The 20,675-nt window shown below is 41.2% G+C and carries 21 protein-coding genes; 10 read left to right on the top strand and 11 right to left on the bottom strand.

Translation table 11 applies throughout. The features are described from left to right. The first annotated feature begins 73 nt into the window (after nt 1-73). The 7 genes from hpaA (at nt 74) to P3L44_RS03885 (ending at nt 6,324) form a co-directional block, all read left to right on the top strand. Entirely contained in the window at nt 74-955 is an 882-nt protein-coding gene (gene hpaA, locus P3L44_RS03915; protein WP_140172136.1) for a 4-hydroxyphenylacetate catabolism regulatory protein HpaA, read from the top strand. 518 nt (nt 956-1,473) lie between these two features. After that, nucleotides 1,474-3,036 (top strand): 4-hydroxyphenylacetate 3-monooxygenase, oxygenase component, encoded by a 1,563-nt coding sequence (gene hpaB, locus P3L44_RS03910; protein ID WP_272661653.1) that lies wholly within the window; start codon nt 1,474-1,476, stop codon nt 3,034-3,036. A 19-nt stretch (nt 3,037-3,055) separates the two neighbouring features. Next, nucleotides 3,056-3,574: a 4-hydroxyphenylacetate 3-monooxygenase, reductase component gene (hpaC, locus tag P3L44_RS03905; RefSeq protein ID WP_042846858.1), complete on the top strand. Its 519-nt coding sequence runs from the start codon at nt 3,056-3,058 to the stop codon at nt 3,572-3,574. A gap of 189 nt (nt 3,575-3,763) precedes the next feature. Next, entirely contained in the window at nt 3,764-4,321 is a 558-nt protein-coding gene (locus P3L44_RS03900; protein WP_140172134.1) for a LemA family protein, read from the top strand. Nucleotides 4,322-4,350: 29 nt separating this feature from the next. Beyond that, nucleotides 4,351-5,391, top strand: coding sequence for a hypothetical protein (locus P3L44_RS03895; protein WP_272661666.1), 1,041 nt, complete (start codon nt 4,351-4,353; stop codon nt 5,389-5,391). A gap of 1 nt (nt 5,392) precedes the next feature. Then, on the top strand, nt 5,393-5,935 hold the full coding sequence (locus P3L44_RS03890) for a LemA family protein (protein WP_168697667.1): 543 nt from the start codon (nt 5,393-5,395) through the stop codon (nt 5,933-5,935). Next, complete coding sequence (locus P3L44_RS03885) at nt 5,932-6,324, top strand: hypothetical protein (RefSeq protein ID WP_094962165.1); 393 nt, start codon at nt 5,932-5,934, stop codon at nt 6,322-6,324. The genes P3L44_RS03890 and P3L44_RS03885 overlap by 4 nt, the downstream gene beginning before the upstream one ends. A 17-nt stretch (nt 6,325-6,341) precedes the next feature. Here the strand turns inward: P3L44_RS03885 and P3L44_RS03880 are convergent, their stop codons facing one another. From P3L44_RS03880 to P3L44_RS03845, 8 genes are all read right to left on the bottom strand, one after another. Continuing rightward, entirely contained in the window at nt 6,342-7,565 is a 1,224-nt protein-coding gene (locus tag P3L44_RS03880) for a RhtX/FptX family siderophore transporter (RefSeq protein WP_140172132.1), read from the bottom strand. Next, nucleotides 7,543-8,982 (bottom strand): PepSY-associated TM helix domain-containing protein, encoded by a 1,440-nt coding sequence (locus P3L44_RS03875; protein ID WP_140172131.1) that lies wholly within the window; start codon nt 8,980-8,982, stop codon nt 7,543-7,545. Before P3L44_RS03875 ends, P3L44_RS03880 begins: the two co-directional genes overlap by 23 nt. Next, nucleotides 8,979-9,230 carry a hypothetical protein gene (locus tag P3L44_RS03870; protein ID WP_112307859.1) on the bottom strand — a complete coding sequence of 84 codons (252 nt, stop codon included), beginning with the start codon at nt 9,228-9,230 and terminating at the stop codon, nt 8,979-8,981. Before P3L44_RS03870 ends, P3L44_RS03875 begins: the two co-directional genes overlap by 4 nt. Next, the gene (locus P3L44_RS03865) at nt 9,230-11,368 is read right to left on the bottom strand and encodes a TonB-dependent siderophore receptor (protein ID WP_272661654.1); all 2,139 of its coding nucleotides are present in this window, start codon (nt 11,366-11,368) and stop codon (nt 9,230-9,232) included. The genes P3L44_RS03870 and P3L44_RS03865 overlap by 1 nt, the downstream gene beginning before the upstream one ends. A gap of 108 nt (nt 11,369-11,476) precedes the next feature. Continuing rightward, the gene (locus P3L44_RS03860) at nt 11,477-12,346 is read right to left on the bottom strand and encodes a helix-turn-helix transcriptional regulator (protein ID WP_140172129.1); all 870 of its coding nucleotides are present in this window, start codon (nt 12,344-12,346) and stop codon (nt 11,477-11,479) included. 96 nt (nt 12,347-12,442) lie between these two features. After that, nucleotides 12,443-13,624: a cyanate transporter gene (locus P3L44_RS03855; RefSeq protein ID WP_096864804.1), complete on the bottom strand. Its 1,182-nt coding sequence runs from the start codon at nt 13,622-13,624 to the stop codon at nt 12,443-12,445. Beyond that, nucleotides 13,621-14,088, bottom strand: a complete 468-nt coding sequence (locus tag P3L44_RS03850; RefSeq protein ID WP_140172128.1) for a nucleoside deaminase — start codon at nt 14,086-14,088, stop codon at nt 13,621-13,623. The genes P3L44_RS03855 and P3L44_RS03850 overlap by 4 nt, the downstream gene beginning before the upstream one ends. Beyond that, nucleotides 14,088-14,774 carry an ankyrin repeat domain-containing protein gene (locus P3L44_RS03845; RefSeq protein WP_004905375.1) on the bottom strand — a complete coding sequence of 229 codons (687 nt, stop codon included), beginning with the start codon at nt 14,772-14,774 and terminating at the stop codon, nt 14,088-14,090. The genes P3L44_RS03850 and P3L44_RS03845 overlap by 1 nt, the downstream gene beginning before the upstream one ends. 84 nt (nt 14,775-14,858) lie before the next feature. Here P3L44_RS03845 and P3L44_RS03840 point away from each other — a divergent pair, with 84 nt between their 5' ends. Both P3L44_RS03840 and P3L44_RS03835 read left to right on the top strand, forming a co-directional pair. Further along, a complete protein-coding gene (locus tag P3L44_RS03840; RefSeq protein WP_272661655.1) occupies nt 14,859-15,716 on the top strand; it encodes a LysR substrate-binding domain-containing protein in 858 nt (285 codons plus the stop codon). Continuing rightward, complete coding sequence (locus P3L44_RS03835; protein WP_110592381.1) at nt 15,713-16,066, top strand: DUF4440 domain-containing protein; 354 nt, start codon at nt 15,713-15,715, stop codon at nt 16,064-16,066. Before P3L44_RS03840 ends, P3L44_RS03835 begins: the two co-directional genes overlap by 4 nt. Before the next feature lie 57 nt (nt 16,067-16,123). On the opposite strand, the gene P3L44_RS03830 is transcribed toward P3L44_RS03835, so the two are convergent. Together P3L44_RS03830 and P3L44_RS03825 are read right to left on the bottom strand one after the other, a co-directional pair. After that, entirely contained in the window at nt 16,124-17,089 is a 966-nt protein-coding gene (locus P3L44_RS03830; protein WP_272661656.1) for an agmatinase, read from the bottom strand. Between the two features lie 54 nt (nt 17,090-17,143). Further along, nucleotides 17,144-18,349 carry a sodium/glutamate symporter gene (locus P3L44_RS03825; protein ID WP_316928260.1) on the bottom strand — a complete coding sequence of 402 codons (1,206 nt, stop codon included), beginning with the start codon at nt 18,347-18,349 and terminating at the stop codon, nt 17,144-17,146. A gap of 296 nt (nt 18,350-18,645) precedes the next feature. Here P3L44_RS03825 and P3L44_RS03820 point away from each other — a divergent pair, with 296 nt between their 5' ends. Next, complete coding sequence (locus tag P3L44_RS03820; RefSeq protein WP_272661658.1) at nt 18,646-19,557, top strand: LysR family transcriptional regulator; 912 nt, start codon at nt 18,646-18,648, stop codon at nt 19,555-19,557. Nucleotides 19,558-19,582: 25 nt separating this feature from the next. Here the strand turns inward: P3L44_RS03820 and fbaA are convergent, their stop codons facing one another. Next, nucleotides 19,583-20,659, bottom strand: a complete 1,077-nt coding sequence (gene fbaA, locus P3L44_RS03815) for a class II fructose-bisphosphate aldolase (protein WP_094962157.1) — start codon at nt 20,657-20,659, stop codon at nt 19,583-19,585. Nucleotides 20,660-20,675: the final 16 nt, after the last annotated feature.

The following is a 20,675-nucleotide window of genomic DNA, read 5'->3' as shown; positions in this document are numbered from 1 at the left end:
TTAATCTCGGGGAGCATACATAAGTATGTGACTCGAGTAGCGGAGTGTAGCCAACAACGCTACGGGTCGAAATATGACGGGCATGATAACTAACATAGACATCAGTACAGACTACGACGAAACCCAAGGCACCGACGACGTCCACTACCAAACCTTTGGCAATATGGCGGCCTTCTTTGGTCGTGATATGCAAGCGCATCGCCATGACGGTTTCTTCCAATTGCACTATTTGGTTACGGGCCATATTACTTTGCAGCTCGATGAGTCGCGCTATTCCGTTCAAGCCCCATTATTTATTCTTACGCCCCCATCCGTTGCCCATGCATTTTTCACTCAAGAAGACACTGATGGCCATGTATTAACCGTAAGACAGGATTTAATTACGCCATTACTGGGGTCGTTATACCCAGCAAATCCCGACTTAGTGGATATTCCGGCTATATGTTTATCTGTTGCTGATAAACCTGATGATATCGATACCTTTAACCATTACTGGGCATTGATGGCGCGTGAATCGGCTAATAACTATATAGGTAAAGACCAAGCCCTCGCTTCTTTAGCCCAAGCGCTGTTTACGTTTCTACTGCGCTCGATTCCACTTGATGAACATCCAACAACGGGGGTTCGAGGCGAACATCGTCTATTCCAACGTTTTAATCAGCTCATTGATTTACATTATCATGAACACCTTGCGGTACCTGAATATGCCAAAAAACTTGATGTCACAGAGTCACGCCTTAAAGATATGTGCCGGCGGTTTGCTAACCGGCCACCGAAAAGGTTGATTTTTGACCGAATATTGCGTGAAGCTAAGCGGATGTTACTGTTTTCCGACAGCCCCGTTTCAGAAATTGCCTACCAGCTCGGTTTCAAAGACCCCGCCTATTTTGCGCGATTTTTTAACCGATTAGTCGGGTGCTCTCCTAGCCTATGGCGAGAACAAAACATTCATTAAAGAGAGGCTTAGTGATTTTATCCGTATTTTTAGGTAAAAATCATCAATGCCTCCTGAACGGTATATCATACCTACTTCTAACCTATCTCTACAAACCACTCTTCAAATAATTTTACATTTTAAAAACATTTTTGATATCTTATAAATTTTGTTTTAACTTTATAAAGATGCTAATAATGCTTAACAAAAAGTGAATATGAAGATTAAAAAAAGAACAAACAACCCAATGTAAAATATTAATATTAATATAATAACTATTTAATTAATGATTAATAATCAATGCACTGTAAGATAAATAAAAATTTACATTAATATCAAAACATCGAGATGATCACATTTCTTTCACAAAACACAGCTCCCAACGAAAAGTACCAGCAAACCTTTAGAAAGTCTCTTTAAAACTCCCTCGTAAAGCGATTCAATTAAGAAACACAAAACAAACATAAAATTAACATATTTCGCTTGCAACCTTTGTACCCTATCAATGCAAGCCCTCATTGTGAGATAACGAGGTAGACATGAAACCAGAAGATTTTCGTTCCGATGCTAAACGCCCTTTTAATGGCCAAGAATATTTAAAAAGCTTACAAGATGGCCGCGAAATCTATATTTATGGCGAGCGCGTAAAAGACGTCACCACTCACCCTGCTTTTCGTAATTCAGCTGCTTCTATAGGACAATTATATGATGCGCTTCATGATAAAACGACTCATGACCAACTTTGCTGGAACACCGACACAGGCAACGGTGGATACACTCACAAATTCTTCCGTTTCGCTAAAAGTGCCGATGAACTGCGCCAACAGCGTGACGCTATCGCAGATTGGTCACGCCAGAGCTACGGATGGATGGGACGCACTCCAGACTATAAGGCGGCATTCGCCAGCTGTTTAGGTGCAAACCCTGAATATTATGGTCAATTTGCAGATAACGCGCGCAATTGGTACAAGCGCATTCAAGAAAGCGGCCTGTACTTTAACCATGCGATTGTTAACCCGCCAATCGACCGCCATAAGCCTGCTGATGAAGTGAAAGATGTTTATATCAAACTCGAAAAAGAAACAGATGCAGGGATTATTGTCAGTGGAGCCAAAGTCGTTGCGACTAACTCGGCATTGACGCATTACAATTTTATCGGTTTTGGTTCCGCACAAGTGATGGGCGATAACCCTGACTTTGCCCTGATGTTTGTTGCCCCAATGGACGCAGACGGTGTGAAATTAATCTCACGTGCATCTTATGAATTAGTGGCTGGCGCAACAGGCGCACCATTTGATTACCCACTTTCCAGCCGTTTCGATGAAAATGATGCCATCTTGGTGATGGATCACGTGTTAATTCCATGGGAAAACGTCCTGATCTACCGTGACTTTGACCGTGCACGTAATTGGGCTGTTCAAGGTGGATTCGCACGTTTATTCCCATTACAAGCTTGTGTCCGCTTAGCGGTTAAATTAGACTTCATTACCGGATTGTTACAAAAAAGTTTAGAATGTACAGGTGTTATTGATTTCCGAGGTGTACAAGCAGATTTAGGTGAAGTGGTTGCGTGGCGTAACCTGTTCTGGTCCTTGACTGACGCAATGACCTCTGAAGCGCAAGCATGGGAAGGCGGTGCTTATCTACCCGATACTCAAGCCATCCAAACTTACCGTGTTATGGCACCAATGGCTTACACCAAAATCAAGAATATCATTGAAAGTAACGTGACAAGTGGCCTGATTTACCTACCATCAAGCGTTCGTGATATGAATAATCCAGAAATTGATAAGTATTTAGCTAAATATGTTCGCGGATCTAATGGAATGGATCACGTTGAACGTATCAAGATCCTTAAACTTATGTGGGATGCAATCGGTAGTGAATTTGGTGGCCGCCACGAACTGTATGAAATTAACTACGCAGGGAGCCAAGATGAAATTCGCCTGCAATGTCTGCGTCATGCACAAGGTTCTGGCAACATGAAAGCCATGACAGATATGGTTGATCGCTGCTTATCAGATTACGATCAACACGGATGGAAACGTCCACACCTGTATAACAATAATGATATTAATCAGTTAGATTCGCTGCTGAAGTAATCAGTAGCAGGAGGTCAATATGTCTTTAGAAAATGAACATCGCCTGCGTTTCAGAGATGCGATGGCTAGTCTCGGTGCAGCAGTGAACATAGTCACCACGGATGGTACTGAAGGTCGCTGTGGAATTACAGCAACTGCAGTCTGTTCAGTTACGGATACGCCACCAACTTTGATGGTATGTGTCAACCGCAACAGTGCAATGAATGCGGTATTTCAAAAGAATGGCCGCCTGTGTGTGAATGTGCTGAGTCATGACCAAGAAGAGTTAGCGTGCCATTTTGCTGGAATGAAAGGTTCCACGATGGAAGAACGTTTTAGCTGGAATGTGTGGGATAACGGTATTTTACAGCAACCATTATTGAAAAATGCCCTCGCTAATCTTGAAGGCGAAATCACGCAAGTTCAGGACATTGGTACACACTCTGTCTACATGGTTGAAATGAAACAAATCATTGTAAATGACACAGGGCATGGGTTAGTTTACTTTAAACGTAAATTCCACCCTGTTATGCATCAAATCCTTGAGCCAACCGCTTAATAACTCACAGATATCGATTAAATAGCCTCGACTTTAAGAGGCTATTTTTTTATCCACGCTTTTTTCTTAGATAAAACCACATCTTAATACTGCATCTAACCTGACTTTCATTCTTTTCTGATTGCATAAGCCACAAGGCTCTTATATTTTTAATTCAAGCTACATATCATGGAGTTAAAAGGCACTCAAATGACCATCACACTTATTGTTGTATTTATTTTGCTATTATTGGCCGTAGGCTGGGGGGTCTCAATTTATAACCGCCTAATCAACGCCCGTAATCAAGTCAGCAACCAATTTGCTAATATTGATGTTATTTTAAAGCAGCGTGCAGACCAAATCCCACAACTCGTTACCATTACAGAAAAAGCGATGGAACATGAGAAAGCATTATTTACCTCATTAAGTGATGCACGCCAACGCTATTTTAATGCCCAAAATATGAATGAAAAAATTGCGGCATCAAATGAAATGAACCGTGCACTCAGCAGTCTTGTTGCCATTGCAGAAAACTACCCTACGTTGATCTCTGGAGAGCAATTCACACAACTACAAATCGCCTTAAGTGAAGTTGAAAATAAAATTGCTCAACGACGTGAAAGCTTTAATGATGCAACAACAGAGTACAATACCGCGATACAAATGTTTCCAGATAGCCTGATTGCGAATGCCTTTCGTTTTACAGCTCTGCCATTACTTGATATTTCTGAAGATGAGAAAAAATATCAAGGTGTCCAATTTAAATGATGTCAGTGTAAAGGTACGAATACGTGAATATGTATTTTTTACTCGGAGCCGTCATTGGCGCTTTAATTTTATTTATCGATAACAAATTTTCGATAAATAAAAAGGTAAACTGGGGGATTATTCCTTTTATCAGTGTTGCTTGTGGTATGTGGTACTCACTCTCTCCTTCTATCGGCGACTATGGCAGTATTATTTATTACGTCGTTATTCTCGTCATCACCTTTTTTATTACCCGTAATGTTGTCAAGGCTAGTAAAGCGGGCTATCAACGTTATCAACGTTTACAAAATGAAGGCTCATCAAAGTTTAGTGCGTTTCTTAAAACTCTTATAGGTATGCTGATCGCCACTTGCCTATTTGCAGGGTTCTTCATCGACATGCGCGTATTTTTTATCGCATTTGTCTTAGCCTTTGTATTTAAAGCGATTGAAAATACGCCAACCAAGCGCTTTTTAAAATTTCAGAAAAACTTAGCCACCTCTAAAATACGCTCAATGGCGATGGGCCTTGTGGAGGTTGAAGGGAAAATCACTGCGGGTACTGTAATTAAAAGTCAGTTAGGTAATAAAACCTGTTACGGCTCATTTTATTTTGAATATTCCATATCAAAAGATAAAGACGGTAAAAAGAGTTATACCTTACAAAATAGCAAATGCAACATGCATAGCTTCACTCTTACGGATGATACTGGTTCGGTAAAAGTAGAGTGCGATCCAGACTATTTTGTTTACCCTGGCTTAGAACCACATATGGATATTGAAAGCGGTAATCGCCGTTACAAAGAATATTTACTTGAAGCAAACCACAGTTATTTATTAATTGGTACAGCAGATGCCAATGAAAAAGGCGAATCGATTATTATACGTAAGGCACCTCATATGCTATTAGGCGTCTCGCCCTCAGACTATGTCGTTCGTTGGAACAAAACAGGTCCATTACGTCGAAATTTAGCTATTACCGCCATGATTGCACTTTTTCTGATTGGTGTGATTTTAGTTACGCCAATGGATTATCAAAACGGGCTGCTAAATATGCATTTCGACCAGATCTCATTATTCGGTGATAACTAACATGGAAAAGCTTATTTTTTTCATTATTATCGCTGTTATTAGCTATATTTTTATACGCTATATAATTAATATTTATAATAATATTGTATTTTTAAAAAACAATTGCCATAAAGCATTTGCGAATATAGATGTGCTATTAAAGAAGCAAGTTGAATTAGTTCCTATATTAACTCAAGTTGCAGATAAAGCGATGGCACATGAAAAACAGCTGTTTAGCGAGTTAATTGCCAGCCGTCAGCGCTATTTATCCAGTACCGCTATTGAAACCAAAGTCGATACTGCAAACCAATTTCCAGCAAAAATAAAACCGCTGATTGCTATCGCTGAAAACTATCCAACGCTGATAAGTAAAGGGGTGTTACTGGAATTGCAAACACAAGTAAAACATGTTGAAGACCAAATTGCAGACCGACGTGAGTTTTTCAACCAAACCGTCACACTCTACAATACAGATATTCATGTTTTCCCCAATGTTATTTTTGCCAGGTTATTTCGTTTTAAAGATATCCCCCTACTATTTAGTAAACAGGAGCGCTTACAATGATAAGTATCCCTTTTTCTTGGTTTGGTTTCACGGATTGGCTTATTGAACAAGAGGCTGGGCTAATCATTATGTTTGCGACATTTGGTACGCTACTGTTAACTTTTGTCGTGCTTACCATCCTCAATATTTTCGGGTTAAAAAAGTACTCACTCTATATTGCTGGCGCGTTATTGTGCTCCATTTTCATAAGCATGATGATCATGATCCCACTATTGCTCCTTTTCAGTATTGAAAATTCGATTAAGCTGCAACTTGTCTGGGTTGTCATTGTTGCCAGTTGCTTAATTTCATTTTTAAGCAACCGACATTATTTAGATATCTACTTCAATTCCATTGAAAAGAAAGCGAATAAAGAAGTCAAAAAACAAAATAAGAAACGTAAAAAATAGCACCGGCTCTATTTATATTAAACTTGCTCTGCTTCTAATCTTTTCACATAACGGTAATGTGAAAATGTCACTAGCAACGCTATAAAGGCAATTAATGCCCCTAATATAAACCCACCTGAATAACCTACCGCTGCCGTTAAACCAACAAGCATCATCGAACTGACTAATTCGCCAATATCCCGCGTACTTTGTACTGCGGTCATGTCAGTACCCGCTTGCTGATAGCGTGATGCAAATTGCATTCCCGCCGTCATTATCGCGACTGATGTGATCCCCGCAGATAATGAACCAAATGTAATACAAAGTGCCACTAAGCTAATTGACACGCCACTAAAGGATTGTAACAACCACAATAATGAAGAGAGTAAAGCAAATAATAGACCAAATGAGAAAGCGCGCCACACACCGGTTTTACCGATTAACCACGCCCCACCGCCACAACCCAGTACTAATGTGACCATGCCACCAGCCATGCCCATTTTACCAATTTGCGCTAATGACCAACCAGCATCATTTAAGAATAGTTTGGCTAAACCAAAACCGGAAACAGCCGTTACCGCAGAAAGTAAAGTTAATAACAGTAAACGCGGAGCACCACGACGTTTTACTGTTTTTAATAGACTCGCTTTCTCGTTCATTTCCTGTGTTATTGATGGTGTTTTTAATGGGCAGACACTAATAAACAATAAACTAAGTAACGGTACACAAGCTAAAACCCCTAAGGCAAGCTGCTGACCAAAACTTTCACTCATGATCATCAACCCTGCACCGCCAATAAAAAACCCTGCCATCACCCCAGCTATCTGCACCGCATTAATTTTTGATAACATTGTGCCACTGACTTGCTCAGCAGCCATGCCATCTGTTGCAATATCTTGGGTAGCACTAGCAAGTGAAGCGACAAACAACAAGACAATACAAGGGAAAGCATTCGCAACCGATAGCCCGATGGTACTTAACGCAAACATCGTTACCGTGACAATAATTTGCATTGGAATAATCCAACTTTTACGACGACCTAAACGTTTCCCCCAATGGTTATCAACAAACGAAGCCCATAAAAATTTCACCACCCATGGCAAACCGACTAATGGCAAAAAAGCTAATGCTTTCAGTTCTCCTCCGTCATGGCGTAAAAAGGTAGGCAACGCATCCATTGCTATCCCCATCGGTATCCCTTGCGCAAGATAAAGTAACCCCAAAGTCACCACTAACTGTTTATTTTGTAATAGATCTTTCATACTCACTCCGCGCACGTTTTGCTGTGCCTAACAATTTTCGACAACCGAATAAAATACATAAAAGCCCTATTCCGCCACATAACAAAACGAGATTGATACGAGAAAAAGGCAACGAACTAAACAGATAGGAGGCTATAAATGCAAATAGCAACAAAGCAGCAGAGAATAAAAGGCATGCCTGCAAGCTCAACTGTACATTTTTGCAGAGTAGACTCGCAGTACATGCTATCCCCCAGCCGATAAAAAAATGTATTGGTAACAATGAAGTGAACCATGGCACTGCCGCTAATAGTGCACATGCGGACAACAGCAATCCCCCACAACTGCCCACAATGAACCTTGCCGCTAGGCTATGATTTTTTTTCCAACACCACATAGCTAGGCCAACAGAAATCAATATCAGCCCACTCAAGCCCGCGATAAAATGCAGGTAACTCAATGTGTTACTTATTTTAGGTAGCCATTGATATTGCCCATAATGCAAGGGTTGGATGGCAATAAAAGCACGAGTCCAAATACCTTGCATTGCAGAATCCCGCACTGCAACTAACTGGCGTTTTTTACTATCAAATTGATATTGTTCGAAATTAGAAGTAGATAACTGCCCATTACGCACACCACCAATCACCCACATTTCACCTTGCTTGAACAAAGTTTGAGGTATAAAGCTAGGGACTGTTTGCTGTAATGCGCTGACTGCCGCAGTGATTGAGCTTTCAGCCACAGGTACGGGTGTTTTTAGTGGCTCAAACTCCCCCATCAGAGCTTTCATGATAATTTGTGGATTATCCGGTGCAGCCCTTTCACCGAGGGAAACGGTTCCGAGCGCCCCTAGCCCCGATAACGCGCCGGTAAACGCAAATAAAACCAACCACGGATAACACCATAGGCCAAGCCAGCTATGTAAATCGTGAAGCAACACTCTCAAGTGTGTAACACGCGGCAAGCGCACCATAGTGGCTATTCTACGGCGCTGTATTACTAGACCTGTAATTAATAAGACAGCTAATGCAAAACCAAATAAACTGATAAGAATGCGCCCAGGAAAGTCTATAAATAAATTTTTATGTAATGTCACTAGCCACATTGTCGGGCTGTCTAATACAACCAATTCACCGTTAATCGCGCTATAGCTTAGCTCACAACTTCCCTGACTCTGGCAAAAAGTGATCACTGGGTTATGCTGTTCCGGCAATTGGATCATGGTTGCACTTGGTTGCAATGCAAGGAGCTGTTCAAGTGGTAGTAACTCACCTGAAAGTGGCACCTTGTTGCCCCATAACCTCAATGCATCACTGCCTAAGCTCCAACATCCTGTAAATAGGATCACAAACAAAAAAACGCCAAATAGCACCCCCGCACTGCGATGTAATTGGTCTAAACGACGAGTGAGAGAAAGAGGCTGTTTATTCTTCATATCCATCCCCTCATCATTAAAAAAAGCGGCAATGGCCACCAGCTATAGCTGCGTACTAATATTTGCCGCCAATTTGATGCGCTGAGGTTATAAACCAATAACCCCATTGAGGTGATAACACTTAGAAATATCGCACCATATAAGCGTTCGAGGGGCTCTGCTGATGGATAAAAACGTGCTATCAACATCGATAGCACGATCCCACTGAACAAAGTGCCAATAACTGCTAGGCAACTGACTAATTTCATTAAAAATCGGCCTTCAATGTAAACATCACATTACGTGGGTCACCATAGCGGTTATTCCATTGAGGAGAGAACAACCCTGAGTAATAACGACGGTCGAACACGTTATTAACGTTAACGGCAGCCGTCCATGTTTCATCGATTTGATAGCCTAAACGGGCATTAAAAATGGCATATCCACCTTGGCGTAAAGTCACATTACCGTTACTTGTACTGTATGCACTTTGAGCTTGCATACCACCACCCAAGCTCCATTTGCGCTCATTCCAAGGCAAGTCATAGTTCGACCAAACTCGCAACATATGTCGCGGGGTCAATGTGTTATAGGACTCGCCTTTGTTCTGGCTGTCATCACGATATTTGGTATCCGTATAGGTGTAACCCACTGATACATCCCAGAAAGGTGTTAGATAGCCAATCCCTTCCAATTCAAATCCTTGACTACGTACTTTCCCACCGCTGATAAAGTAATTATTAAACCCGCCGGTCGGGTGTGCAGGGTCAATTTGTGGGTTATTTTTAATATCAATTTGGTAAATAGCACCTGATAGATTTAATCCGCCATTGAATAGTGCGCCTTTGACACCCGTTTCAAGCGTTTGCCCTTCAACAGGTTTGAGCATTTTTCCGCTCCACGTTTTCCCTGTTTGTGGCTGATAAACTGTTGAATAGCTGCTATACCATGACCATTGCGGCGTAAAATCCCAAATCACACCACCGTAGGGAGTAAGGCGGCCATTTTCAGTGAAGTTTGCTGTTGGTGTTTTCACATCCCACCAGCTATCACGCACCCCCGCAATAACAGTAACAGGTTCGATCACTTTGATACGTCCCATCCCGTATAGACCCTTTTGTGTCGTTTTGGTTGGCCCTGCGGAGCTATAAGCGCCAACATTAGGTTTTGGTACACTGTGAGGGTCCCAACGATACACATTCACTGGCACATTTAAGGCGGGGTCTAAATCTGCGCTATATTGCTTTTCACTAGCATGAGAATAACTTGCACCGACAACCACATCATGGGTTAACCCCCATGCGTCTACTTTACCGTTTAAACTGGTATCTAAGCTGGTTTGTTCGTTACGGAATTTATACGCTCCCCCCATTAACATTGCGCCATCACCAGTTACAGGGTCGATATTTCCCCATGCTCCTGCGTACAATAATCGGGCATTTACATGTTGATACTCTGCGTTAAGCTTATATTGCCAATCATCATTGATTTTATGTTCAATACCCGCAAATGAACGGGAGGTGTCCCACTTGAAGCGGTCCCAATCCACATCTAAATAGGTTTTACGCGGTAGATGTAAATCACTGCCATCTTTACCGAAAGGAACACCCGCCATATTGGTAACAGAATCAATCGTTTGGAATTGTGCCCCCATACGCAGTAAAGTATCTGGGGTAATATCGATGTCAACAGTACCGTACATCAACCGTGTTTGCTGGTCAGAAACATCATAAAAATAATCTTTATCTTCCCACGCCATAACAAACCGTCCGCGCACTGAACCTGACTGATTCAGTAGCCCCCCAACATCTACTTCCCCACGATAACGCTCCCAACTTCCCGCACTTAAGCTCAACTTAGCCATATTTTTTTTTGGCGCATGTTTGCGAACCATATTGACGGTTGCCGCGGGGTTTCCCATACCATGCAATAGGCCATTCGAGCCTCGTAGAATTTCGACCCGCTCGTATACCGCCATATCTTGAGGTGAGCTCGCCATATTCCCTAATAACGCAGGTACACCATCAATTTCAAATGAGTCAATCTGGAAACCACGAACATAATAAGCGGTGGTTAACTTCACATAAGGCGCACTGGTTACCCCTGTAGCACGTTGCATTACATCATCAAGGGTTTGTAAGTTTTGTTTTTCAATTTGTTCTCTATCAATCACGCTAACAGATTGCGCCACTTCTCGCGGCTTGAGTGCCATTTTTCCAAGTGTCGTCACGCCCGGTGCAACATAGTCATCATCAACCTCTGAGGATGCTGTCACTTGTATAACATCCTGTTTCGGTTGTACTAACTCTGTGTTTGCTTGTACAGACCAACTCACTGTTGCACACAAAAGGGCGCAAGGTGTTAAGCGGAATATTCCGCGTGACTTAATGTTATAAACGGACAGCATTTTCCACCCTAAAAAAGTTAAATGATAATTGTTATCAATTTAGCAATTAATGTGATGGGTTACTTTCGACCGCCGGAATTTGTCTATCGTTATCCGGCGTACACACTGTTATTTTTTGAGTTGATTAGGTGAAATACCAAAGCGTTTGCGAAATGCAACGGAGAAATGAGCGGGGGTATAGCCGACTTGGTAAGCCACTGTTGAGATATTCGCATCATTCATACTCAGCAGTTGAAAAGCTGTTTCTAAGCGGTACTCCTGCAACCAGCCATAAATACTATTACCGAATAATTGACGGAAGCCTTGGGTAAGTTTACGGGTATTGATCCCTAGTCGTTTCGCCAGTTCATCTAAACTGGGCGGAGATTCCATTTCCTGAATCAATATCGTTTTTGCCATGTGCAGGCTATCAATATCTCGCTGCCGTAATGTGCCTATAACCGCCGAGTTCGCACTAGATAACGAATGATGTAAGCATAATGCCGTAATTTCTGACACTTTAGCACTTAAATATAGATGACGTAATGACGAATGAGTTGGGCAAGCAAATAATTGATGAGTGATTGCGAGTATATTAGGAGGAATAACCAACTGTAATAGCTTTGGGGCGCTAGGGTGATAGCACGTATCAGGTAAACTTAATTGCTGAGCCTCTAACCATTCAGGAGAGATATCAATCATGGTGTATTTCATGATTTGTTGGCCATAAAATTGATTATTCAGTAAATAATTTTGCTGGCTGCTCGATAAAATCAATGAAGGTGAATTGACCTCCACATTTTGTCCCGCACTACTACGGCAACCCATTGCCCCTTGATGGATAGCCACAATTTTGAGCCCAGCGGCTTGTTCTTCTTCAATACCTAAATCACGGTTAATCAGAAACTCACCGCGGCGGATCCGGATAAATTCACCAACAGATTGTTCTTCACGGGCTGAATGTGCTTGTGTGAATTTATCTTCAATACGCTGCTGCATAGGGCTCTTACCTAGACGAATAAATAAACAGTATAGTGACAAAAAAACACCAAGATAACAATAATTATCATTCGCAATAAATAAAGAGGAAATTAATTATTTTAAATTGAAGATTTGACTGTAGCTTTTAGGGTTCAAACGCAAATAAAGAATCAATGTTACTAATACAAAAATCACATGCATTGCCCATACCCATGTAAAACTCTGGCTCAATTGCTGTATCCACGCGGCGCATAATGGCCCAAAGGCTGCAATAATAAATCCTCCAGCCTGCATCAAGGAAGTCAATGCGCCTGCGCTAACGGGATGAGGCAAATGATCTAAAGCAGTAATAATACTTAATGCAAAGCAGCCGCCTAGCCCCATACCTAATAACGCGACCCATAAAAGTGGCACATCGCTGGCAAACAGCATCAACCCAGAAAAACCAAGAGCTTGGCAACTGAGCGTGACAATCAGCCAAAAACGACGATCAATATTATGCGAAGCAAACACGGGGATCATGAGTGCAGATAACGCCTGAAACACCGTTAATATGGCAACAAAAGTGCCACTTTGTGCAGCACTCATTCCCTGTTCTTGGAAAAAAGGCGCTAGCCAAGTCACTACGGTGCCATAGCCCGCATTAATCAGCCCAAAACCTGCCATCAACAACCATGCTCTCGGTCTTCGTAAGAATGTCAACACTGAGACCTGCTCTGCTTTTGAGCCCCGCTCCGTGTGTACATTCGCCCAAATAGCCAACAGCGCCAACAAAGCAGGGAAAGCAAGCCATGCTAAGGCACTCTGCCAATGGCCTGTCATTTCTTCAACCAAAGGCGTGATCTGTGCACCAATAGCTCCCCCTGCCATTAACGTGGCTGAATATAATCCTGTCATCATCGCCATTTTTTGGGGGAAATTCGCTTTGATGAGCCCAGGAAATACCGACTGGATATAAGCCGCACCCACTCCACATAAAAAAGCGGTTAATAATAAAGCTGCACCATCAACAACAAAGTAACGAGCGAGTGAACCGACCAGCAGTAATAGCATTGCGCTACTGATACCCGCACGTTCACCTATTCGTTGGTTTAGCATTGGTACAACCAATGCGCCAACCCCCATCAATAACATGGGTAACAATGTTAAAAGCGAAATGCTTTGATAACTCATCCCTGTCGTTTGAATGATATTGTCGATAACAGGCCCTGGGCCCGTCATAAAGGGGCGTAAGTTCACCCCGACTAAAACAATGGTCAGTACTAACGCCAGCGAAGATGGTGCCGCTTTACTCATTTAGATTGCCGTTCCCACCACTGTTGGTACAGTGTACTGCGCGTTTCATCATTGGGTTTTAGTTGCTCAAACCGTAAACCTGATTGTTGCTCAGGAACGACCCTCAGCGCTTTTGCAATCGCATCTGTAGAAAGCCCAAAAGGTGCGGCGTCATCATTTGAATAGGCGTAGACGACCCGAGAGATACCCGCCATTCGCATCGCGGCCAAGCACATCGGGCAAGGCTGCCCACTTGCATAAACCACACAGTCATCTAATTTCACGCGGCTTAATTTTTGCCCTGCTTGACGCAATGCCATTAGCTCCGCATGGGCGGTTGGGTCATTGAGCTCAAGTATTTGATTAACGCCACTCGCAACAACTTGCCCATCACAGACAATAATTGCGCCAAAAGGCCGCCCGCCAGCTCGCACGTTTTCCATTGCTAAGTTGATAGCTTGTTGTAAAAATTGCGTATCCGACATTATTTCGCTCCTGAATTCTCAAGAATTTCAATCAAGTTACGGTAACCTTTACTTTTTGCCAACGTCAGCGGTGATATCCCCGAACCATCAGCTAAGTTAACATCTGCGCCACCTTTGATTAATTCAGTGACAATTTGTGCATACTTATCGCTACCATCACCCAAAATAATCGCTTCAATTAGTGCCGTCCAACCCAACCGATTAACATGATTGACGTCAACACCCGCATCAATCAAGGTTTTAACCGTTGCAACATGTCCACGTTCTGCCGCAGGGATCAAAGCAGTTCCCCCGTAGCGATTGGTACTTTTTAAATCAGCGCCATGTTGTAGAGTCAATATTAGTATCTCTTGCAAACCACGCGCCCCTGCGTACAAATAAGGGGAATCTTGCATATTATCCCGTGCATTAACGTCCGCACCTTGCTCAATCAAAAAACGGGCAACTTCAAGATGGTTTTCATGGGTTGCCGCCATCAACGCAGTTCGTTGGCGTGAATCGCGCTGTTCAATATCCACACCTTGCTCAACTAAGGACTTAACACCTTGTAAGTTACCTTGCTCAGCCAATGATACCAAAGAGTTAGCTTGTGGGTTTGCCATACCTTTCCCCATAAATATCAATGAAATCATAAGAATGCTAGCTAAGTGAACCAACCATTTTGCACGTAAAAAGAATGTTTTCATGATTAATCTCCCCTATGACCCTTTAATCTACTGAAAAAGTATGCTATTTAAAAATTAAATAACTAAATGATTGGTATTTATAAAATGAATCCATTGCTCAATCTTGTTTTGTTAAAAACCTTTGTCACTGTTGCTGAAACAGGGAATTTCACCGTGGCTTCACAGCATTTAAATTCAACACAATCAACATTGAGCCAGCAAATTCAACGGCTAGAAGCTTTAGTCGGTCAGCCTTTATTTGTCCGAGGGCACCGCATACTAACCTTAACCGAAACTGGTGAAGTTTTGTTGAGTTATGCAAAAAATATATTGGCGCTCAATGATACCTTCTTTATGAAAATCACTGGCAATGCCGTCATTCAAACTATTCGGCTCGGTTTTCCTGAAGACCTCGCTTCTGGCCAAGTCACGCCGACACTGGCCGCATTTATGCAAGCTAACCCCAATGTGCGGTTAGAAGTCACGAGTGGCCTAAGCCGACAACTTCATCAGCGCTACCAACATGGCGAATTAGATTTAATTATTGTGAAACAGAAGAAAGGTGAATTTAAAAGTGATTACCATTGGCCAGAGCCTTTGTGTTGGCTAACGAGCAACCAATATAAACGTTTCAATAATGATTCAGTACCTTTGGTGGTTTTTCCTGAAAACGGCCTTTATCGTAATGACATGTTTAAGTTATTAGACAATGAGCAACGCCCTTGGCACATAACTTATACTTGTTCTAGCCTTGCAGGTATTCAAAGTGCTATCGCAGATGGGTTAGGTGTTAGTTTATTACCTTTACGAGCAAAACTTCCTCAACATCGAATTTTAACAGAAGAAGAAGGTTTCCCAGCTGCTCAAGAAATGGAAATTGCCATGCATTTCCATGCTAATACCTCGGATATCATTACGCAACTCGCCGAGAAACTGGCACAACAATTGGGGGAACGCGAGTGATAAATAAACTGATTGAATTAGAAAAAAAATTACATAACAGTACTAACCGACAGAATAGCAATTTTCTTCGCGAGATATTACATGAGGATTTTTTTGAATTTGGTCGTTCTGGCTTTTCAATCGATAAACTCGATACCTTAGCGTCATTGGCTAATGAAACAGCTAAAACGATTTACGCCGAAAACTTCCACTGCTCGCAATTGAGTGATAATACGGTGTTAATGACTTATATCAGTTTTGAACAACAAGATGGGGGTAAAACCAAGCTAACTAACCGCTCATCTATTTGGCTAAAAAATTCAGCAAACCAATGGCAATTAAGGTTTCATCAAGGGACACCTGCAAATTAACAATAAAGTGGAAATGTATCTCCCACTTTATTGTTAGCACAACATTAATTGGCTGCGTTATTTCTTATTAAAATACCCTGCGCGAATGGATGCTCCAATTAAATTCACAACAAAACGCCCAGCAGTCACCCCAGTTAGCTTAGAGGGAATATCTTTTGCGGGTGTAATTTCAACGATATCCATACCAACAACGCGACCTTTTTTCACTAAACCGTGAATTAGGCTACGAGCTTGCAAATAAGTCACCCCACCAGGAGCTGGGCCATCAACTCCAGGCATGATACTCGGGTCAATACCATCGGCATCAATACTAATATAGTAGTTCGAATTATCTGGAATGCGGTCTAAAATGGCTTGCATGCCAACCTCATGCAGTTCATAGGCCGGAATAACATGCGCACCATAGTCTTTAGCCGCTTGGTAATCCGCAGGGCGTCCGCTACCTTGTGCACGTAAACCAATTTGGAAAATTTCACCTATATGCTTCATTTCAGAAGCGCGGCGGATCGGGCTTGAAAGGCCGGTATCCACCCCATTAACCTCTTCACGCCAATCTAAATGTGCATCAATATGCACAAGTATAATCGGCCCTACTTCATCAAATCCCTGCAAAATAGGCGTTGTGATCCCATGATCGCCCCCTAAAACAATGGGAAGTGCTTTAGCTCTTAATAACTGTCGAATTGCCTCAGCTGCACGCTGATGGTGCTCCCCCAAAGGCTTTGATAAATCAGGAATAACATCACCACAGTCAACAAATTTAATATCTTTACGGCCTTGGAGTAGTGGCCCATCAATATCAAAATCATAATGATCTGGATGCCTAACAATTCGGTCACTCATATCACGTAAATATTGTGGAGCACGAGATTGGTCGTTGGTAAATGCATGAGCACTATAAGCTGAACTAAATGGCATCCCTAGTATGGCAATATCCGCTTCAATGTTGGTCAATTCAGTCACTAATTCTGAATATAAAAATGTTTTATGGCCAACATGTGGGGGTGTCGTTAATTTTTTCATACAAACTATTCCTTCTTAGATTTAGTTTTCTTTCTTTTGTTGTTTTTTTATTTCTTAGCCACCAAATGTGTTAGCTAGGAATACAAATAGAGGGACACCAACAATATCCGTTAATACCGTTCCGGCGATTGGTATAATAATGAATGCCTTTCGTGAAAATAAACCATATTTATTACAAATAGCGTCCATAACCACTAAGCCATTTGGCGTTGCACCTAAACCATGTCCAATAAAACCAGCTGACATAACAGCCGCATCATAATTTTTACCTAATGCACGGTAAACAACAAATATAGCCACTAATATTGTTGTAATAACTTGTGATATTAATATGATAGTTAGAGGTAACGCTAACTCATATAATTCCCAAAGTTTTAACTTCATCATAGCCATCACTAAAAACATTTCTAGTGATAAAGTAGAAATTAATACTACTGTATTGCGAGATATTTTAATTATTGGTTTTCTTTCATTGATTGAATGAAATATAACACCAACAAACAAACTAAAAATATGTCCAGGAATAGTAAACCCTGTTATTGTACTTATCCATTTTGCTGTCGGCATTCCGATAGCGAGTATGCTTAAAATAACTGCTCCTGTAATAATACATTGTTGAGCCGTAATTTTATCTTCGGTATCGTTACTTTCCGCTAAATTTTCCAAATCAACATGGTCAGTTTCAATTTTTAATTTATTTTTTTGGATCAACCAGTTCCCAACAGGCCCTCCTAGAATTGACCCTGCAATCAAACCAAAAGTCGAAGCCGCTAACCCAACATTCAGGGCTTGGTCGTGACCAAAGGACTCAATCAGCGGTGCTAAAGATGCCGCCATACCATGACCACCTTGCATCGAGGCTTGGCCTGCCATCATAGCAACTAGTGGCTCAATATCTAAAACATATGATAAACCAATGCTGACGCCATTTTGCATAAATGCCAGCCCCCAGCAAATCACCATATAAATTAGCAATATTTTTCCACCACTCACTAATAATTTAACACCTGTCATTAAACCTATTGTGACGAAAAATATATACATCGATAAGTCATATAATGTGTTATCAAAATTAAGCTCAACAATATTAAATTGATAAGCTAACCACATTACAATAGAAAACATAAACCCGCCGATCACCGGACTAGGAATTGAATATTTCATAAAAAATGGAAATTTTTTTATGATTACATTACTAGCAATTAATAATAAGGCCCCTAATGCTGTAAATGTAATCATATCTAATTTTATTGTTAACAATTCATCTGTGACCATAAATTAGAATCCTTTTGTATTTATATATATTTGGATTAATTATTATTTTGTGGCGCCACTTTGGTAATAATCTATTAACAACTACAACTTTAAGATATACGTATCCGCTAGGAATAAAAGTGATATTTTTGATCCTATGGTTTCATAAAATGAAACCTTTTATATAAATAAAAACAATTTTAATAATTAAAATAAAATAGTATTAATTATGCTATTTGTATCCCAATAAAAAATAAGATAGATTAGCATTTAGTGATTGATTTCACGTAATAGGTATAAATATGCATAATAAAAAATTAACTGAAAAAGACTTAAAATCATTACGTGTTTTTACTTCCGTTGCAGAAGCTGGTGGCTTTACCATTGCAGAAAAAAAACTAAATATGTCAAAAGCATCAATAAGCCGCCATATCCGTGAAATTGAAGAAAAACTCGGTGTCCAATTGTGTGAAAGAGGCCCTTCTGGCTTTAAGCTAACTGAGTCAGGTTTATTTGTTATCGAAAAAGCCAATACTGCTTTGAAAGCATTAGATAATATCAAAACTGAAGTCGATGAACGCCATGGGGTTTTATCTGGAACATTAGTTATTGGTGTTATTGAACATATATTAACGGATCCACTCTGTCATCTATCAGCCACTATTGCTCAATTTAGCCAAGAGGCGCCTAATGTTAAATTAGAGCTAAGTATCCTCAACCATAATCAATTAAATAAAGCGCTTAGTGACAGAACAATTCAAATCGGTATTCGCGGGCAATATCACGAAAATAACCGTTATAATTATCAATTCTTATTTATAGAAAACCATAAACTTTATGTTTCTGCCAATACCGCCAACAACAAACATAATCTAGCATTAGTTTATCGGCCACACCCATTCACTGAAAGTATTTTAGCATCGGGTGAATTTAGCCGAGGCCCTGAAGCCGCTGGCCTTGAGGCTGTAGCTACCTTTATCGCTTCAGGCCACTATGTGGGTATTTTACCGGAAAACTATGCCTCACATATTAATTTCCGCCATTCACTCATAGAAATGAGCGACTCCCCTGTCTTTCATAATCGCATATGTGCAATCACCGAGGCGAGTAAACCGCTAACACAAAGTGAAGCGCTGTTTTTAAAACTACTTTCACAATTAAGTAAAGCACCAGATCAAAAAATCCCCCAGCAAGTTACCTTACTAGGGGATTAATCACAAAAAACTTAATGCGCGTTAATTACAGAACATCAACACAGTTCAGTTCTTTGAAAGCTTGTTCTAAACGAACAACCATTGAATCTTGTGCTTTACGCAGCCATACACGCGGGTCGTAGTATTTTTTGTTAGGTTTATCTGCACCTTCTGGGTTACCTAACTGACCTTGCAGATAGCCTTCGTTCTTTTTGTAGTACTGTAAAATACCATCCCAAGTTGCCCACTGAGTATCAGTATCGATGTTCATTTTGATAACACCGTAGCTAACTGCTTCTTTGATTTCAGCAGCACTTGAGCCAGAACCACCGTGGAATACGAAGTCTAAGCTGTTGTGTGGCAGGTTATATTTTTCTGAAACGTAGTCTTGTGAGTTGCGCAGGATTTTTGGCGTTAACTGAACGTTACCTGGTTTATAAACACCGTGAACGTTACCGAAAGAAGCCGCGATAGTGAAACGCGGGCTTACTGCATTCAGTTTTTCGTATGCATATGCAACATCTTCTGGTTGAGTATACAGCTCAGAACTGTCCATACCTGTGTTATCAACACCGTCTTCTTCACCACCAGTACAGCCTAGTTCGATTTCCAGAGTCATATCGATTTTAGCCATACGCGCTAAATATTTAGCACAGATTTCGATATTTTCTTCCAGTGTTTCTTCTGACAGGTCAATCATGTGAGAAGAGAACAGTGGTTTACCGGTTTTCGCATAGTGTTTTTCACCTGCATCTAACAGGCCATCGATCCATGGCAGTAATTTCTTCGCACAGTGGTCAGTATGCAGAATAACAGGAACACCATAGTGCTCAGCCATTTGGTGTACATGATAAGCACCAGAGATCGCACCTAAAATTGCAGCTTGTTGGCCTTCAGCTTTCAGGCCTTTACCTGCGATAAATGCAGCACCGCCATTAGAAAACTGAACAATAACTGGAGCACGAACTTTAGCGGCCGCTTCAAGTACGGCGTTAATTGAATCCGTACCAACACAGTTCACCGCTGGCAATGCAAAGTTATTTTCTTTAGCAACTGCGAAAACTTTCTGTACATCATCACCAGTAAGAACACCCGGTTTAACAAAATCAAAAATTTTAGACATGTGAAAAGGTCCTGTG

Origin of the sequence: Providencia sp. PROV175 (assembly GCF_032707045.1) — a bacterium.
In the GTDB taxonomy this organism is placed as follows: domain Bacteria; phylum Pseudomonadota; class Gammaproteobacteria; order Enterobacterales; family Enterobacteriaceae; genus Providencia; species Providencia hangzhouensis.
This window is presented reverse-complemented; position numbering and strand designations above follow the sequence as displayed.

Bases quoted from the DNA above. Each gene is read 5' to 3' on its own strand.
- fbaA (WP_094962157.1), bottom strand. From the start codon at position 20,659: ATGTCTAAAATTTTTGATTTTGTTAAACCGGGTGTTCTTACTGGTGAT.
- hpaA (WP_140172136.1), top strand. From the start codon at position 74: ATGACGGGCATGATAACTAACATAGACATCAGTACAGACTACGACGAA.
- P3L44_RS03900 (WP_140172134.1), top strand. From the start codon at position 3,764: ATGACCATCACACTTATTGTTGTATTTATTTTGCTATTATTGGCCGTA.
- P3L44_RS03850 (WP_140172128.1), bottom strand. From the start codon at position 14,088: ATGTCGGATACGCAATTTTTACAACAAGCTATCAACTTAGCAATGGAA.
- P3L44_RS03845 (WP_004905375.1), bottom strand. From the start codon at position 14,774: ATGAAAACATTCTTTTTACGTGCAAAATGGTTGGTTCACTTAGCTAGC.
- P3L44_RS03875 (WP_140172131.1), bottom strand. From the start codon at position 8,982: ATGAAGAATAAACAGCCTCTTTCTCTCACTCGTCGTTTAGACCAATTA.
- P3L44_RS03870 (WP_112307859.1), bottom strand. From the start codon at position 9,230: ATGAAATTAGTCAGTTGCCTAGCAGTTATTGGCACTTTGTTCAGTGGG.
- P3L44_RS03820 (WP_272661658.1), top strand. From the start codon at position 18,646: ATGCATAATAAAAAATTAACTGAAAAAGACTTAAAATCATTACGTGTT.
- hpaB (WP_272661653.1), top strand. From the start codon at position 1,474: ATGAAACCAGAAGATTTTCGTTCCGATGCTAAACGCCCTTTTAATGGC.
- P3L44_RS03855 (WP_096864804.1), bottom strand. From the start codon at position 13,624: ATGAGTAAAGCGGCACCATCTTCGCTGGCGTTAGTACTGACCATTGTT.
- hpaC (WP_042846858.1), top strand. From the start codon at position 3,056: ATGTCTTTAGAAAATGAACATCGCCTGCGTTTCAGAGATGCGATGGCT.
- P3L44_RS03895 (WP_272661666.1), top strand. From the start codon at position 4,351: ATGTATTTTTTACTCGGAGCCGTCATTGGCGCTTTAATTTTATTTATC.
- P3L44_RS03840 (WP_272661655.1), top strand. From the start codon at position 14,859: ATGAATCCATTGCTCAATCTTGTTTTGTTAAAAACCTTTGTCACTGTT.
- P3L44_RS03890 (WP_168697667.1), top strand. From the start codon at position 5,393: ATGGAAAAGCTTATTTTTTTCATTATTATCGCTGTTATTAGCTATATT.
- P3L44_RS03865 (WP_272661654.1), bottom strand. From the start codon at position 11,368: ATGCTGTCCGTTTATAACATTAAGTCACGCGGAATATTCCGCTTAACA.
- P3L44_RS03880 (WP_140172132.1), bottom strand. From the start codon at position 7,565: ATGAAAGATCTATTACAAAATAAACAGTTAGTGGTGACTTTGGGGTTA.
- P3L44_RS03830 (WP_272661656.1), bottom strand. From the start codon at position 17,089: ATGAAAAAATTAACGACACCCCCACATGTTGGCCATAAAACATTTTTA.
- P3L44_RS03860 (WP_140172129.1), bottom strand. From the start codon at position 12,346: ATGCAGCAGCGTATTGAAGATAAATTCACACAAGCACATTCAGCCCGT.
- P3L44_RS03885 (WP_094962165.1), top strand. From the start codon at position 5,932: ATGATAAGTATCCCTTTTTCTTGGTTTGGTTTCACGGATTGGCTTATT.